Here is a 14809-nt window from a genome sequence, read left to right on the forward strand (position 1 = left end):
CAGGCGGTAAGCCTGGCTTTTTTATTATTTAGTGCGCTCTCACTTTTTATCGCAGGCGAAGATATTCACTCAAAATCAATGTTTAAATAAAACCACTGCTACAAATCATTTTTTTACATTTCCCAGTTTGAATAATCTTGTAGATCCTTCTTCCAGTGTCAGAAATTCATTTCTTACTATTTTTTTCTGACCTAGCACTGAATATAAATCTTTTACAGGCCGATCAATACTCTCATTGGTTAACTGAAAAGTTCCAAAATGTATCCCGATACTTTGTTTTGCCCCTAGATCTACATGCGCTTGTACGGCTTCCTCTGGATCCATATGGATCTGCTTCATAAACCATCTTGGTTCATATGCGCCAATGGGCAGAAATGCGATGTCTGGTGAGCCAAAGTGCTCTCGTATCGCTTTGAAATGAGGGGAGTACGCGGTGTCACCTCCAAAATACACAGTATGTCCGTTAAAGGAAATGACATAACTTCCCCATAAGCTTTGATTTTTATCAAATAGCCAGCGATTTGAAAAATGCTCCGCTGGTGCCAAACTCAGTTTCACATTCTGCGTCGTCTCCACACTCTGCCACCAGTCAAGCTCGACAACCTGTTGTATTCCATTTTCTTCCAGTAGTTTTTTATTCCCGAGAGGGACAATAAACATTGGGTGGAAAGTAGTATTTAATTGTTTGAGCGTCTCTACATCTAAATGATCATAATGATTGTGGCTGATGACAACGATATCAATCTTCGGTAAATCAGAAAAAGCGATGCCGGGTTGTCGATGTCTCTTTGGGCCAATCCAGCTAAATGGACTGACACGTTCTGCCCAAACAGGATCCGTCAATACATTAAAGTGTTCAGTTTGAATCAGTACCGTCGCATGATTTACAAAGGTAATGGCTACCTCGTCCTTACCCAGATTGCTATGGAGATTAAGAGCCTGAGCATTTTTAACCGAGTCTGGCCAGCTTTCAAAATCAAACGAAAACAGTAACTTGAAGCCGTCCCAAAGTCCGTTACCTTTTGGATTGTCAGGATTAAAGAAGCTGGTGCCATCATAGTGATCGGACTTGGGATAGCTTTGTACGGAAGAGCATCCCAGAACCTGGAGCAAAACAATTCCTAGAATAAAACGTATGAAAATCAGAGGCATTTTTTTGACATTTCCAGAAAATAACTAGTGTGTATTGAATACATTTTTCTTTAAAGTTTTGATGTTACTACGGCTTGTCTTTTACTCTCATTACGACCTCATCAGCCCTGCCCAAGTTAAACTTGCCCATGCCAGAAGGTAGCCTATCGTCATAGCACTAAACCCCACAAAAGCTGACTGTCCCAGAAACCGGTCAGCGAGCAGGCCAAAGGCGGGTATGAATTGCTGGGCGTGTACGCCGAGAAAGTGCGATGGCCGGATATCTTTATAAAAATGCCATCCAACGATTGGCAGCCCCATACCCTGTGGAGGCTGATTCCCCCCGAGAAGAAAGCCGCTCACCGTGGCAAGCACAAAGGTCAGTACCAAACCAACCGTAATCCCGATCAGCGTTACCGACGCCGTCGAATTGCCATTGTGAGTCCAGATCACCCAGGCCAGTATCGCTTGCGATGCCGTCAGGCATACGGCGAACAATCCCATCAGAGCAGACATGACCGTATGGAATGAGTCCGAGGTATTGTAGTGAGATGCTTCTCCCATGATGGCTTGGAGGGTGATGTATCCCACTTCAAAGGAAGAGGTACCGACAATTAATATAGCGATCCAGTTGAGTGAGGGGTTGGCTTCTGAGCTCACTCCGGAAATCAACATCAGCCATGCGGTAGTGATGGCAAATAATGCCGTTGCCGCCATGAATTTCATTGGTTTTACCCACACACCGACCTCACGAATTGTCCTCGAATCTAGCTTCGACCAGATATACGTGGGTACCATCGCAAGTACCATGATTAAGCCATAAATAATCAGTGTCTTATGCGCTGTATTGAGTGAAGCCATAGAACTGCTCCCTTCTTAGAATTCTGAGTTTATTAGCTGCGATAGTTTTAAATATTCTGCGAATAACTGTCTCTCAGAGAGAGATCACTATTTTGCTAGCGGACACACCACTTCTTTGCATATCCAGGCCTGCCTGTATATGTTCTAGACCTTTGCCGATCACATGCGGTGCTGGTGCCGCAAGGAATTTTCCTGCTGCTAATGCTTGCGGTAAGAAATCGACATAGACAATCTTACTCACCTCGTTTGCAATCAACGAGCTGCCAAAGACCGCCTTCGTCCGGATGCCTCTAAAGCGCGACTTCAGTAGCATCGAGATCACGAAACCGATGAGTTTGGGTAATTGACGGAAAAACTGTAGTCGCAGGTTGGAGTCTTTTTTCATCTTCTGAAAACTGACCGGAAACGTCGCCATAGAGATAAACTTATTCCCCTTGCATGCGTGAATAATATCCAGACACGCGTCCATAGAACCTGCTCCAATGGCTAAGGCACCTGCAGTAGTTTTGCCATTGAAAGCGTTGATGATATCGGTGATGACAGTTGTACTTTTATAGTCAAAGACTTGGCTAGCGCCGAGTTTTCTGACGTAATCAAAATTGTGGGGCGAGGCAGTAGTGATCACTTCGTAGCCAGCAGCAACCGCGAGCTGAATAGCATTACTTCCTACACTGGTTGAGCCTCCCCAAACGAGTAGCGTTTTTGCTGTTCGTTTGGGAGTCACCGAGGGATGTTGTAGCGCCAGCTGGTCTTTTTCAAACAGAGCGCAGGCGGCAGTCGATAGTCCTAAAGGAAGCACTGCAGCATCTTCGTAGGACATTTCCTCAGGGATTGGTGATGTCATGTGTTCGAGGACGATGGTGTATGTCTGAAAAGCGCCTTCCGCCGCACTGTTTCGCTTTGGATCGCTTCCAACCGCATGAGCCAGCACGCGCTGACCCGGTTGGAAGCGGGTCACGTTTTTGCCCACCTCAACTACCTCTCCCGCTAAATCTGAGCCGAGAATAAACGGATATCTGATCCAGGAAAATACTAACTCGCCTGCACTTTGGAGTATCCAATCCAACGGATTGATGGCGATAGCCCGGTTCTTGACAACAATTTCGTTGTCTTTCGGTGGAGTGTACGGTGCAGGCTTTACATCAAGATTAGCTCGTTTCGTTGATATCCACGCAGCGGTATTTGTCGTCATTTGAAACTCTCTGTGATTAATAGCGGTATCAGCCTGCATCAGTCTATGCCGGGCTGCATAGGGCTTTGATAGACAAATGATAGATGCTTGTCTTAAGACGATCCATGCTCTATAGTCTGAGTTATCTTTTCAATCGTCCGGGAATGACCATGGATCCGCTCTCTGATGTTCTATCTTTGCTCAAGCCACGCAGCTATATGTTCCGTGGACTGGATGCGGGCGGACAATGGTCGATACGGATTCCGGAACAGCAAGGTATCAAGTGTTATGCCGTACTTTCCGGACAGTGCACGCTGAGTGTTGAAGGCGTCGCGGAATCGATACCTCTCAAGCAGGGTGACTGCGTTTTATTACCGAAGGGGTATGCGGTTCGTCTTTGCAGTGATCCTAACTTGCTACCGGTTGATGCAGGAGAGGTGTTCCCCCTTGTACCTGAAGGCGATACTGTTACCGTTAATGGCGGAGGCGATTGCTACGGCTGGGGAGGGTTTTTCGAATTTACGGGTAGGCACGCTGGCCTGCTATTAGGAGCTTTGCCAGCAATCATCCACATACGAAAAGAGTCAGACAAAGAAGCACTACGCGGTTCGATAGAACAGATCATGCGGGAGCTAAGAGAGCCGCAACCGGGTGGCTTTTTGATTGCGCAACATCTTGCACACCTGATGCTGGTGCAGGCGCTGCGACTCTTCCTTGCTGAAGGATCGGAAGGATCGAGTGGCGGTGTGGGATGGCTTTATGCATTAACCGACAAGCAGATCAGCGCTGCTATCAACGAGATGCATCGCCATCCGGCGCATAAATGGACCATACAAAGTCTGGCGGATCGCGTGCATATGTCCCGGTCGACCTTCGCGCTGAGATTTAAAAAGACAGTAGGCGAGTCGCCAATGGAGTATCTGACGCGATGGAGAATGCTACTTGCCGGAGATCGGTTACTGAATTCGAACGACTCGATCGCGGTAATTGCTCCCTCACTCGGCTATGAATCTGAGAGCGCGTTCAGCACCGCTTTCAAGCGTGTCATGCAATGCTCCCCTCGGGACTACAGCCGTAGTCAAAATATGAACAGCGGCATCTGAGCCGCTTCCGAATGCCTGGACACTCAGCAATAAAATAATCTCATCGATGCGGATGAACATGAGTATGTCCTACCAGTGAATATTTCTCTTTTTTGATGTCTACCGGTACCACATGTACATTGCCATGCCGAACCCCGGTTTGTGAAATGATGGCATCAGCGCAGGCGCGCACCTCGGCCATTTTTCCTTTCAGCACGACGGTTTCTAAACAATTGTCATGATCCAGATGGATGTGCTGCGAGGCGATAGCAATATCGTGGTGCTCATGTTGCATGTGGGTTAGCCGATTGGCTAACTGGCGCTCATGATGGTCATAGACATAGCTGACGGTTGCCACGCACCATTTGGCTTTTCCGGTGGCGACATCGGCCTCACCCAATTCTTTACGCACGAGATCACGAAAAGCCTCAGAGCGGTTTAAATAGCCTCTGCTTTCTACCAACTGATCAAAAGCATCTGCCAGATCGTCATCGACTGAAATAGTTAAGCGTCGCATGGTGTTCCTTCATGATGAAAAATGGAATGGGGATGATGACGGATTCGGATTAAAAATTATGTACTAAGCTCAACCGCATCGTACGAGGTTCCACCGGATGGAAATGGACATCATTAACACCATCCGGTGATTCGCCCTTCAAGCGGGATTGGTAGTAATAATCGATGTCACTAGCTTGCTTGTCAAACAGGTTGAATACATCCAATGTGAGTTTAGTTTTAGGTGATATTTTATAGCCGACGCGTGCATAGGCCAGTGTGGTGGACGACGAGCGTACGCTGTTATCTTCGACCAGCGGGCGTGGACCAAAATAGCGTAGATCAAAGCCACCATACCAACGGCCCACATCGGTAACGGTCACGCCAAAGGAGGCCACCCGGTCGATAGAGCCAGGGATGTATGCACCAACCGGATCGTACTGTGTGTAGCGTGCGCGGGACGCTGCCAAGTCCAGATCAAGCAACAACCATGGCGCGGCGATGTAATGATTATTCCATTCAATTCCTGTGCGTCGGCTGGCGCGGCTAGGCTCAGTTTCTCCGGCATCGCCAACGAACAAAAGTTCTGAATCGATATCCAGACGCCAAAGCGCCAGTGAGCTTTGCAGGCCCGGAATAATTTCAGTCCGCATGCCTAATTCACCACCCTTGGTTTTGACCAAAGGTGTCACTGGTGTTGATGCGCCGCCATCAGGTAAGCGTGTTTGCGTAGTCCCACGCGCATCATTGCTATGGAAGCCGCTGCCATAATTGGCGAAGTATTCAGTCTTATCCCATGGCCCAAAAATCAGCGATAGTTTGGGCGAGACGATATGATCGTTCACTTTGCCAGAGTCGCCTTGTATGCTGCTGTTCACATCAAAATGGTAGGCGTCGTAACGCACGCCAGCGATACTTCTCAACTTGGGCAGCCACTGTATGGTGTTCTCAGCATACAAGCCAGCGCTGGCTTCTTTTACCTCGTCTTGACGTATGGTGGAGATACGTTGTTGCGCGACGGTGTTGTAGATACCAACTGGCGATACATTATCGTAACGGGTTTGCAAACCCACTTTGTTACGCATATCCAGTCCGCCGATATTGCTAAACCAGCTCTGACTTACGTTAAAGCCCAGCATACGCCGGCGCTCGCTTTGATTGAACTGATCGCCGCCATCTGGATTGTCCAGAAAATAAGTGAAATTGCTGAACAGATCGAGCGAAGATTGCACCGCGTAGGCATCCATTTCAAACAAAGAATCCTGAGTACGTTTACGCATGGAGTACGACAAACTATAGCGCGAGGTTTGCCCGCCATCGCTAGGATCGATCGCGCCAAAACGGTCGATCAAGCCCGATTGCACAGCACGTAAGGGAACCTGATCAGTCGAGTTCCAGCTATTTTTATATGCCATCGCAGTAACATTAAAACCGTCATCTTGCGTGCCCTGGCTGTATCGTAATATTCCACTGTATTTACGAACATTTTCCGGCGTATCCCAAGGACCGTTGTTACGGTTTAATTCCAGACCATATAGCAGCGTGCCGTTTGCCACAGCGAGAGAATTTGCCAGCACGGCACGTTGATAACCGTAACTACCTAAAGATAGACTCGCAATCCCTTGTGGTAACTTATCTACCAGCCGGATATGTGCTGCGCCCGCCGAAGCAAAATCGCCTTCGTCGGCAAAATAAGGTCCCTTTTTATAATCGATGCGCTGCACCAGTTCGGGCATCAAAAAATTCAGGTCCGAATAGCCCTGACCATGTGCATGGCTACGCATATTCACTGGCATGCCATCCACATAGGTCGCAAAATCAGTACCGTGATCCAGATTAAAGCCGCGTAAAAAATATTGGTTTGCTTTGCCATCGCCGCTATGCTGAGTCACGATCATACCGGGTACAAATTCCAATAATTCGCCGGTGCGCAGCGCAGGCCGGCTACTGATCAGGTTAGCAGTAACCGAACCCTGACTGGCTGCGTTGGAAGTACCGATCGCATTATCGTAATTGCCCGCTACCGTGACGGTCTGGATAGCATCGCCATCTTTGCTATTTTTTGTATTATCAGCGTCCTTCGTAGCGCTCGTTTGAGCTTGTGTTGCTTGCACACAAAGTAGCGCAAGTGTAGTAAGGACGGCGATATTTTTCTTCTTTAGCATGTGTTGCTCCCAATAATGGTTTTACGCTTTTTGTATGATAAAAAATTAAATAATCATACGTTATTTCAATTTTTCCGCAATTAGTAAAGATTTTTTCCGTATGAACGGGCTATTAGTTACTTAATAAAAATACTACAAATTCTATAACCCAGATACTCATAAATCACATCGTCATACTTTTGCTATTTTCTTAATACGGCAAATAATCGTCATTGGATTCAATTAATTCAAAATACTTAGAAATTATAAATAGAGATGTAAAAGTTATTCTTTTGTATGAGGATTCTAATAATATTCATACGAAAATATGGCACTCATATTCAGACCGGTTTAACTAAATTTTTAAGCCTGACGAGGCCATCGATTATTGTCATCAATCCAAAAAAGGTGATTGGCTTCATGGATGATCTTGATATTGCTGAAATTGGTCGCGTACTAGGCTACGACTTGTTCCAGTTCGGAAAACGACAGCTTTGCACCGATTGGCCGCAGACTGTGGTCGAAGGATTTTTGCATGCAACGTCGATAAATGTGGTTAAAAAACTAGGCAATCGATATATCAACAAATATCTGCAATTACGCTTAAACGCATTGCGCCGACACAGAATTGTCGATCCACAAATTAACCCTGATTTGATTCAGCAGATTGACGTAGAGCAATGCCCGGTAACTCGACGCACACTTACGCATGGCGAGTTAAAAGATACCGATTGGTCGGTTGACCGCTTAAACAACGACGCAGCCTACGCACCGCATAATTTAGCGGTTGTGAGTACCTTGGCCAATCGTGCAAAAGCTGATCGCACTTACGAAGAGGTCTACGCCTTATCGCAACAGACAGATGCGGCCGATGGTCTGCAGCCGCAAGAATGGTTAAGACTGGCTGCTCTGATGCTGGGGCCTTGTTTTGCTACGCGTCCACGGCTAGCCCCAGTAATACCACTCACTGCACCGATACCAAAACAAACCGTGCGTCTTACCATGCAACAAGTGCAATACGTCATGACGATCATGGCAAAGCGGTCTGCTGGCAAAAATGCCCTGCTTAAACATTTTAAGACTGTCTCTGACAACAACCAGGCCAGATTATGCTTACACCGGTTGGTAGATGCAGTACATCAGGGTTTGAAGCACGTTGAGTCGCCGTGGGACGTTTGGCTACAGGCAGGTGTAATGGATGCCTTGTTAGCATGGCGACTAAGTTTAGACCTTAGGTCTTGGGCTATCGCAGGCCAAGTCTCTATGCAACTGGCTGGCGCACGACCAGTAGAAAAGAACCGTTTGCAATCTTGGCAGTTGAAGACAAGCGGTTATTTTCCCTTCCCTAGCAATACAAGGAAAATCAAACCAGCAGCGAACGTAGGTAGTCAAAAGCAGTATTAATAATGCCTAGCAAATAATTCTAAAATCACATTTGCTTAAATTGATGCTGAAACGCCTGTGATACAGCTATCCATCCGGCATCACCGTGGATACGCAAAGCTAAGCCGCCATCGACTCTTTGTACCGCATCAATTGCGGCGACATTCACAATCGCACTGCGTGAGATTTGCCAGAATTTTTCTGTATCCAATTGCAGTGCCAGGTCTTTAATCGGGGTGCGGATATGCGCTTCAAACTTGCTCGTAACCACGCAAGTGTATTTGGCATCTGCCCGAAAGCACTGGACATCATTGATATTGATAAACCGTAGTTGTCCGCCACTGGAGGCTTGTATCCAGCGTAATTGGCTCAGTGGTTTGCGTTCTTCCAGCGCTGATAAATCAGCAGGTTGCTGAGCTAGTCTGCCTTTTAGACGTTGTATACAAATTGCCAGACGTGCTAAATCTAAAGGCTTTAACAGGTAATCGACCGCACCTTGTTCAAATGCTTTTACCGCATAGTCATCAAATGCCGTCAAAAAAACTACATGAGACTTTTGCGCTGCCAGGCGCGCGACTTCAATCCCAGTCATGCCAGGCATTTGTACATCTAAAAATGCGATATCAGGAGCAAGATCGCCCAGCAATTGTGCTGCTGCAATACCGTCTTGTGCTTCACCGACGATCACTAAATCCGGCCATAGCTGGCTTAGCACTTGCCGTAGTTCTTGGCGTAAAACTGCCTCATCTTCGGCGAGTATGGCGCTTGGTTTGGATTGATGATTCATGCAGTGATAGCTAACTTAATCGGGTTGTTGTTGCGGGTATTGTGAAACGTGCTGTTACGCCAGTGGCTGATATTTTTTGCTTTATGCTGTCAATGTTGTTGCCAGTGCAGGGATTGACTGCACGGTTATCATTAATACTGAGTTCAGCTTGTGCGCCAAATAGTGCTAGTAAGCGCTCTTGTAAGTTAATCAGGCCGATACCGTCACCCATTTCTGACTGAAAACCGGCACCATCATCTGTCACCTCAACTACCAGTTGGTCTGATTCGCAAACTGCCGATATAGATAGCCTGCCGCCACCCACTTGTGGTTCTATGCCATGTTTAATCGCGTTCTCTACCAGCGTCATGACCGCCAGCGGCGGTATCAGGCAGCGTTGTGCTTCTGCTGATGCAGTCACCGAAAATTGCAAGCGGTCGCCCATGCGGATTTTAATAATATCGAGGTAGGCCTGAGCGCGTTTTAACTCTTGTTTCAGCGTCGTTGTGTTGGCACGCAAGTCTGGCATTGCTGCCCGCAGATACGAGATCAGGTGATTCAACATGATCTCGGCAGAGTTAGCATCTTGCCGTATCAAGGCACGGGTATTCGCCAGGGTATTGTATAAAAAATGCGGTTCTATCTGTCCTTGTAGTGCAGCCAGACGGGATTCTAAAATCTGGCGCTCAAGCCGATGTTTTAACTGCTCGTCCGCTAATGCTAAATCAGCGCGGCGGCTTGCTTCCTGATTGATTTCTTTAGGCAGCAGATTGAATAAAATAAAACCAAATGCGACTACGGGCAGCAGCCAGTCTGGATGTGGGGTTTGCCGCGGGGGCCATAAGAGTTTTTGCAAACCGACACCAGCCGATAACGCTAAGTACGCAGCGATTAATAGTAAAGGCCAGCGCCATGACGGATTGTTAGAAAAGTCGAATTTTTGTATGCCCGATCTGGCGCTTTGAGTGATGACAAAGACGCTCAGTAAGCCTGTTGCATCAGCTAACCACGTATGACGCCAGCCAGAGAGGCAACTGATCACGATCAAAATAAACGTTACGAATGATGGCAAGACAGGCCAATCAGATTTCAGCAGACTAGCCAGTTTGAACTTAGTAGCCGACCAAAGTCGGCTTTGATGATTAGCAAATATCATTCAGAGAAATTGAGATTTGTTGCCGATTGACTCATCGTACCCATGTGTACAAGTTGATCTAATCTACGCTTTTTTTCTTGCTCTTCTTTAGATGGCTGAATTGCTTCTTGCAATTTCACATCACGTATCCAAAGCTTACCTTGGCCTTTGATACCAGCACCGATTTGTAGTTGGGTTAAAGTTTTTCCAATGATCATTACAATTTTTTCAGTTTTCCAATCTTTAGCTTTTAAATCCGTCGATGTTGTTGAGCTATTTCCTTTATCCGTATCGCTACCTTCATTGGCATGCATAAAAATTTCGGCATTTGACGTTCCTTCACTAACTTTGTACTCTATTAAAAATTGTACTCTTTTGCCTTGCCACGGAGCCGCATCAATGGTCTGGGTCAAGGCTACAAATTTGTCTTCAGCGTTATCTTTACTTTCGATCACCAGTGCTTTTTTATCTTTGCTACTTTCAGAAGGATCAATCCCCACCAAGTAGTGGTCTTGATAACCGGCATTGACGTTCCAGGCTTTGGGTATGCCAAGTTGTACATCCCCAGCAAATGATAAGTTCATCGCGGCGGCGATCAGTGCTGCGGCCAGAATTGTTTTTCCGTATTTCATTTGGTACTCCGAAGTAGTTGATAACGATGCTTATGCTATTCAGCGCACCATTGACTAACAAGACGGTTGCGATGGAGGATGGAATTTGGGTGACGGAGGCTGAGGATGTGTGCGACAAGCACGACAATCGATACCTACTTTACGCGACGTGCTGGGGCATAAGCTCACTGAATCAGTTCACTGAGATTGATACTGATATTTACGTTCTATCGCAGATACGGTGCCGTCCTTCTCCATGTCTCTCAGGATTTTGTTGTAAAGGTCGATATTACTTTGTGCCGTCAGCGGATTGCAGGCGAGGTATAACTCGACCTTATTAAACTGGAACAGCGGAACAATTTTGCCCGTATATCCTTTGGCTTTGATCAGTCTGTTACCGAGTTTTTCGCCGGTCGCCCAAAAATCAAAACGCTTATACATCAGCTTGCGTGGATTTTCTTCATCATAGTTGGCGATATCGATTTGTATGCCGTTGTAACTAAAAAACTCACTCACCGCACCCTGGCGATATACCCCGATGATATAGCCACGTAAATCGTCGATATTTTTAGGCTTGCGAGTATCATCTGCCCGCCCAAAAATAACCCAGTTATTTTTAACCAGCGGCCCTACCCATTTGAATAAGGCCTCGCGTTGCGGGGTACGGGTAGTAGAAAAAACGCAGGTATCAGTATCCCGTTGCGCCATCAGGTAGGAGCGTGCCCAAGGGTAAGCCTGGATGCTGATCGCGACCCCGGCACGGCGCATGATTTCAGTTACTTTTTCTGTGGAGATGCCGTTTATCTTGCGGGTTTCAGGATCGACGATATTGAATGAAGGATAGTCTTCCGTCGTCAGGATCAGGCTTTTTTGTTGGGCAATAGCGGCATTGCTAAAAGGGGACAAAACCAGATAGAGCAGAATGATAAAGCTTAAGCGGCTGATCAACATACTACAACGGTGCATACCCACTCCAGAATGAAGGTTCAGAAATAATTCCCTGCACATGATCATAATGCATTGCAATATATTCGTTTTGTAAAAAATGCTTTTTTACGGTTTTTGTGACTTTCTGCGCTTACAATAAGCCCAATTTTTTTCACATGGGATAACAACATGCAAATTGATCAGTTGTCGTATGGGTCAGATCTGTCTGGATTAATTTGCGGCTATGTGTTTGTGCAGGGACAAGCCGGGCAAGTGGTACACACGCCAGAAGCCCTGGCGTGGCTACAAAAGCCCGCCGTCGAGAAGGCAGATGCGTTTATCTGGCTTCACTTTAATCTGAGTAATGTCGCCGCAGAAAAATGGCTGCATGAGCATACCGACTTGCCCGAAGAGTTTTATGAAGCTCTGCATGAAGGTTCGCGGTCAACCCGGATTGAGCATGCTGATAATGGCTTGATTGCCGTGGTCAATGATGTCTTGCATGACTTTGCGTTTGATGTCTCTGATATTGCCACGCTATGGCTTAGTTTAACCAACAAGGTTTTGATCAGTGCACGGCGCAAGCCTTTGCAATCGGTAGATCGTCTGCGTAACGCGGTAAATCAGGGTGAGTTATTTCATTCGCCGACAGAATTGCTGACGCATTTATTCCGTGATCAGGCCGACGTGCTGATCGGCATCGTGCGCAATGCGATTAAGAAAGTGGATGAAATTGAAGACAAGCTATTGGCTGAAAGGCTCAATCATAAACGCGCCAGACTGGGCGAACTGCGCCGCGTCCTGGTGCGGCTGCAAAGACTGTTGGCACCGGAGCCCGCAGCGCTATTTCGCCTGCTAAAAAAACCACCAGTCTGGGTCGCAGAGAGCGATGTCGAAGAGTTGCGGCAATCAACAGAAGAGTTTGCGGTGGTGCTAAGCGATATGGCATCGCTGCAAGAGCGGATTAAGTTACTGCAAGAAGAAATCGCTGCCGGCGTGAACGAGCAAAATAATCGCTCGCTATTTGTATTAACCATCGTCACCGTGCTGGCACTACCAATCAACATCATCGCTGGCTTGTTCGGGATGAATGTAGGCGGTATTCCGCTGGCGCAGCATGAACACGGTTTTTGGATCGTGGTAGCGATTGTGGCGACGTTTACCGTGATTGCCGGTTGGCTGGCGTTTCGTAACCGGGATTGAGCTTGGTGGTTCCAATCAAATTGACCGTTTAATCTCTACGCCGATATTATTTCGACCTCGTTTTCACCACTGGTGCGCATGGCGCACGCTACAAAACCATATACTCCCCCTTATTTTTATAAAATATGTCGCATTGTCCAATGCTTATATAGACAATGAAAAATACACTCGGGGAGTATAAATAAATCCATAGCTGAAAGTCTTAAGCTTGCCGCAACAAATCCGCTGCCTTTTCACCGATCATCATCGTCGGCGCATTGGTGTTGCCGCCAATCAGAGTTGGCATGATGGACGCGTCAACCACACGCAAACCGCTTACGCCGTACACCCGCAATTCAGGATCGACTACTGCCATTGCATCCACACCCATTTTGCAAGTGCCGACGGGGTGATATACGGTATCGCTGCATTGGCGTATGACTTGTCTGATCTCTTCATCGGTATGCACATTCGCGGTCTGGTAGTCACTGGTGCGCACGTTGGCCAGTGCCGGAGCATCCATCAATTTCTTGGTCAGTTTATAGCCTTTGACCATCACATCCATATCATCAGGATGTTCTAAAAAGCGTGGATTGATTAAGGGCGCAGCCAGCGGATCTTTGCTTGCTAACGTCAGTTCGCCGACACTTTTTGGGCGCAGTAAACAGACATGGCAAGAATAGCCGTGACCCAGATGCTGTTTGCGGGCATGGTCATCAATCATCGCCAATACAAAATGGAGTTGCACGTCGGGTGCGGGCAAGCTGGGATCCGTTTTTAAAAAGCCGCCGCCCTCTGATCCGTTGGAGCTAAACGTCCCGCGCCGCTGGTTTTGGTAGCGAAAAAACTCACGCGTGATACGTACCGAGCCACCCAGAGAAATCCCCAGCAAATCCAGACTCTTGGCGCGATATTTAAAAACGAAATCGGGATGGTCTTGCAAATTCTGCCCCACGCCCGGGAGATCATGCACCACCGGTATGCCCATTGCCTGCAGGGCTTTGCCGTCGCCTATGCCCGACAACATTAGCAATTGCGGGGTCTGCAAAGAGCCCGCCGCCAACAAAATCTCGCGCTTGGCACGCAAGGACTGTTTTTGACCGTGCTGGATAAACTCGACGCCGACAGCGCGTTTGCCTTCAAAGATGATACGGGTCACGTGGCAGCCGGTTTCTACCCGTAGGTTCGGGCGTTTGCCCATATGCGGATGCAGATAGCCGCGGGCGGCACTCCAGCGTTCGCCCTCGTGCTGGGTGACTTGATAAATCCCGACGCCTTCCTGATCTTCACCATTAAAATCGTGGTTAATTTTAAATCCGGCTTGTCTGGCGGCATCTAAATAAATTGCCTGGAAGGGATTATCTGAGCGCAGATCACTGACCCGTAAAGGCCCGGCCTGACCATGCAAATCGCCGCCCAGACTGGCGTTATTTTCTGAGAGTTTAAAGTAAGGCAACAGCTCGTCAAATGACCAGCCCTTGTTACCTAATGACGCCCAATGATCATAATCCCAGCGATGACCACGGATGTACACCATGGCGTTGATGGCAGAAGAGCCGCCCAAGGTTTTACCACGTGGCTGATAGCCGCGCCGTCCGTTGAGGCCGGGTTGCGGCACGGTTTCAAACGCCCAGTTATTGAGTTTGGTCGGCAACATGGCAACGACCGCTAACGGTGTTTTGACAACCCAGCTATCACCTTTGCCACCGGCTTCTAATACGGTGACGTTGATATTGCTGTCCTCACTTAATCGTCCGGCTACCGCGCAGCCACCGGCACCACCGCCGACCACGATGTAATCGGCAATTGCATTGATTGCTTCTGTCATTTGTCTCGTCCTTTGGATGATTTTTATTTTTGTACTTCTTGGTATTAGTTGGTGCTTCTTGGTATTGCTTGGTATTGCCTGATATTGCTTGCT

13 protein-coding genes are annotated in these 14809 nt (G+C 47.5%); 3 read left to right on the plus strand and 10 right to left on the minus strand.

Annotated features, from left to right (window positions below; translation table 11 throughout):
- Positions 1–105: 105 nt before the first annotated feature.
- The 3 genes from RGU72_RS16265 to RGU72_RS16275 all read right to left on the minus strand — a co-directional run bounded on the left by RGU72_RS16265 (position 106) and on the right by RGU72_RS16275 (position 3184).
- Positions 106–1152 carry an MBL fold metallo-hydrolase gene (locus RGU72_RS16265; protein WP_322120730.1) on the minus strand — a complete coding sequence of 349 codons (1047 nt, stop codon included), beginning with the start codon at positions 1150–1152 and terminating at the stop codon, positions 106–108.
- 90 nt (positions 1153–1242) lie between these two features.
- Positions 1243–1992: a hypothetical protein gene (locus RGU72_RS16270; protein ID WP_322120731.1), complete on the minus strand. Its 750-nt coding sequence runs from the start codon at positions 1990–1992 to the stop codon at positions 1243–1245.
- Positions 1993–2065: 73 nt separating this feature from the next.
- Entirely contained in the window at positions 2066–3184 is a 1119-nt protein-coding gene (locus RGU72_RS16275; RefSeq protein ID WP_322120732.1) for a zinc-binding alcohol dehydrogenase family protein, read from the minus strand.
- A 149-nt stretch (positions 3185–3333) separates the two neighbouring features.
- On the opposite strand from RGU72_RS16275, the gene RGU72_RS16280 reads away from it, so the two are divergent.
- Positions 3334–4266 (plus strand): AraC family transcriptional regulator, encoded by a 933-nt coding sequence (locus RGU72_RS16280; RefSeq protein ID WP_322120733.1) that lies wholly within the window; start codon positions 3334–3336, stop codon positions 4264–4266.
- A 40-nt stretch (positions 4267–4306) separates the two neighbouring features.
- On the opposite strand, the gene nikR is transcribed toward RGU72_RS16280, so the two are convergent.
- Positions 4307–4762, minus strand: coding sequence for a nickel-responsive transcriptional regulator NikR (gene nikR / locus RGU72_RS16285; RefSeq protein WP_322120734.1), 456 nt, complete (start codon positions 4760–4762; stop codon positions 4307–4309).
- Between the two features lie 49 nt (positions 4763–4811).
- Positions 4812–6905: a TonB-dependent receptor gene (locus RGU72_RS16290; RefSeq protein ID WP_322120735.1), complete on the minus strand. Its 2094-nt coding sequence runs from the start codon at positions 6903–6905 to the stop codon at positions 4812–4814.
- Between the two features lie 399 nt (positions 6906–7304).
- On the opposite strand from RGU72_RS16290, the gene RGU72_RS16295 reads away from it, so the two are divergent.
- Entirely contained in the window at positions 7305–8288 is a 984-nt protein-coding gene (locus tag RGU72_RS16295; RefSeq protein WP_322120736.1) for a hypothetical protein, read from the plus strand.
- Positions 8289–8313: 25 nt separating this feature from the next.
- On the opposite strand, the gene RGU72_RS16300 is transcribed toward RGU72_RS16295, so the two are convergent.
- The 4 genes from RGU72_RS16300 to RGU72_RS16315 all read right to left on the minus strand — a co-directional run bounded on the left by RGU72_RS16300 (position 8314) and on the right by RGU72_RS16315 (position 11745).
- Positions 8314–9054, minus strand: a complete 741-nt coding sequence (locus tag RGU72_RS16300; protein WP_322120737.1) for a LytTR family DNA-binding domain-containing protein — start codon at positions 9052–9054, stop codon at positions 8314–8316.
- A gap of 10 nt (positions 9055–9064) precedes the next feature.
- Positions 9065–10189 carry a sensor histidine kinase gene (locus tag RGU72_RS16305; protein ID WP_322120738.1) on the minus strand — a complete coding sequence of 375 codons (1125 nt, stop codon included), beginning with the start codon at positions 10187–10189 and terminating at the stop codon, positions 9065–9067.
- Positions 10186–10800, minus strand: coding sequence for a hypothetical protein (locus tag RGU72_RS16310; protein WP_322120739.1), 615 nt, complete (start codon positions 10798–10800; stop codon positions 10186–10188). Before RGU72_RS16310 ends, RGU72_RS16305 begins: the two co-directional genes overlap by 4 nt.
- Positions 10801–10977: 177 nt before the next feature.
- Positions 10978–11745, minus strand: a complete 768-nt coding sequence (locus RGU72_RS16315) for an ABC transporter substrate-binding protein (protein WP_322120740.1) — start codon at positions 11743–11745, stop codon at positions 10978–10980.
- 150 nt (positions 11746–11895) lie between these two features.
- Here RGU72_RS16315 and RGU72_RS16320 point away from each other — a divergent pair, with 150 nt between their 5' ends.
- On the plus strand, positions 11896–12909 hold the full coding sequence (locus RGU72_RS16320; RefSeq protein WP_322120741.1) for a transporter: 1014 nt from the start codon (positions 11896–11898) through the stop codon (positions 12907–12909).
- A gap of 202 nt (positions 12910–13111) precedes the next feature.
- Here the strand turns inward: RGU72_RS16320 and RGU72_RS16325 are convergent, their stop codons facing one another.
- The gene (locus RGU72_RS16325) at positions 13112–14704 is read right to left on the minus strand and encodes a GMC family oxidoreductase (protein WP_322121663.1); all 1593 of its coding nucleotides are present in this window, start codon (positions 14702–14704) and stop codon (positions 13112–13114) included.
- Positions 14705–14809: the final 105 nt, after the last annotated feature.

The sequence above is a fragment of the Undibacterium sp. 5I1 genome, from assembly GCF_034314085.1.
Taxonomy (GTDB): domain Bacteria; phylum Pseudomonadota; class Gammaproteobacteria; order Burkholderiales; family Burkholderiaceae_D; genus Undibacterium.

What these genes read in the sequence shown, in the direction of transcription:
- RGU72_RS16265 (WP_322120730.1), bottom strand. Translation starts at nt 1,152, where the DNA reads ATGCCTCTGATTTTCATACGTTTTATTCTAGGAATTGTTTTGCTCCAG.
- RGU72_RS16270 (WP_322120731.1), bottom strand. Translation starts at nt 1,992, where the DNA reads ATGGCTTCACTCAATACAGCGCATAAGACACTGATTATTTATGGCTTA.
- RGU72_RS16275 (WP_322120732.1), bottom strand. Translation starts at nt 3,184, where the DNA reads ATGACGACAAATACCGCTGCGTGGATATCAACGAAACGAGCTAATCTT.
- RGU72_RS16280 (WP_322120733.1), top strand. Translation starts at nt 3,334, where the DNA reads ATGGATCCGCTCTCTGATGTTCTATCTTTGCTCAAGCCACGCAGCTAT.
- nikR (WP_322120734.1), bottom strand. Translation starts at nt 4,762, where the DNA reads ATGCGACGCTTAACTATTTCAGTCGATGACGATCTGGCAGATGCTTTT.
- RGU72_RS16290 (WP_322120735.1), bottom strand. Translation starts at nt 6,905, where the DNA reads ATGCTAAAGAAGAAAAATATCGCCGTCCTTACTACACTTGCGCTACTT.
- RGU72_RS16295 (WP_322120736.1), top strand. Translation starts at nt 7,305, where the DNA reads ATGGATGATCTTGATATTGCTGAAATTGGTCGCGTACTAGGCTACGAC.
- RGU72_RS16300 (WP_322120737.1), bottom strand. Translation starts at nt 9,054, where the DNA reads ATGAATCATCAATCCAAACCAAGCGCCATACTCGCCGAAGATGAGGCA.
- RGU72_RS16305 (WP_322120738.1), bottom strand. Translation starts at nt 10,189, where the DNA reads ATGATATTTGCTAATCATCAAAGCCGACTTTGGTCGGCTACTAAGTTC.
- RGU72_RS16310 (WP_322120739.1), bottom strand. Translation starts at nt 10,800, where the DNA reads ATGAAATACGGAAAAACAATTCTGGCCGCAGCACTGATCGCCGCCGCG.
- RGU72_RS16315 (WP_322120740.1), bottom strand. Translation starts at nt 11,745, where the DNA reads ATGCACCGTTGTAGTATGTTGATCAGCCGCTTAAGCTTTATCATTCTG.
- RGU72_RS16320 (WP_322120741.1), top strand. Translation starts at nt 11,896, where the DNA reads ATGCAAATTGATCAGTTGTCGTATGGGTCAGATCTGTCTGGATTAATT.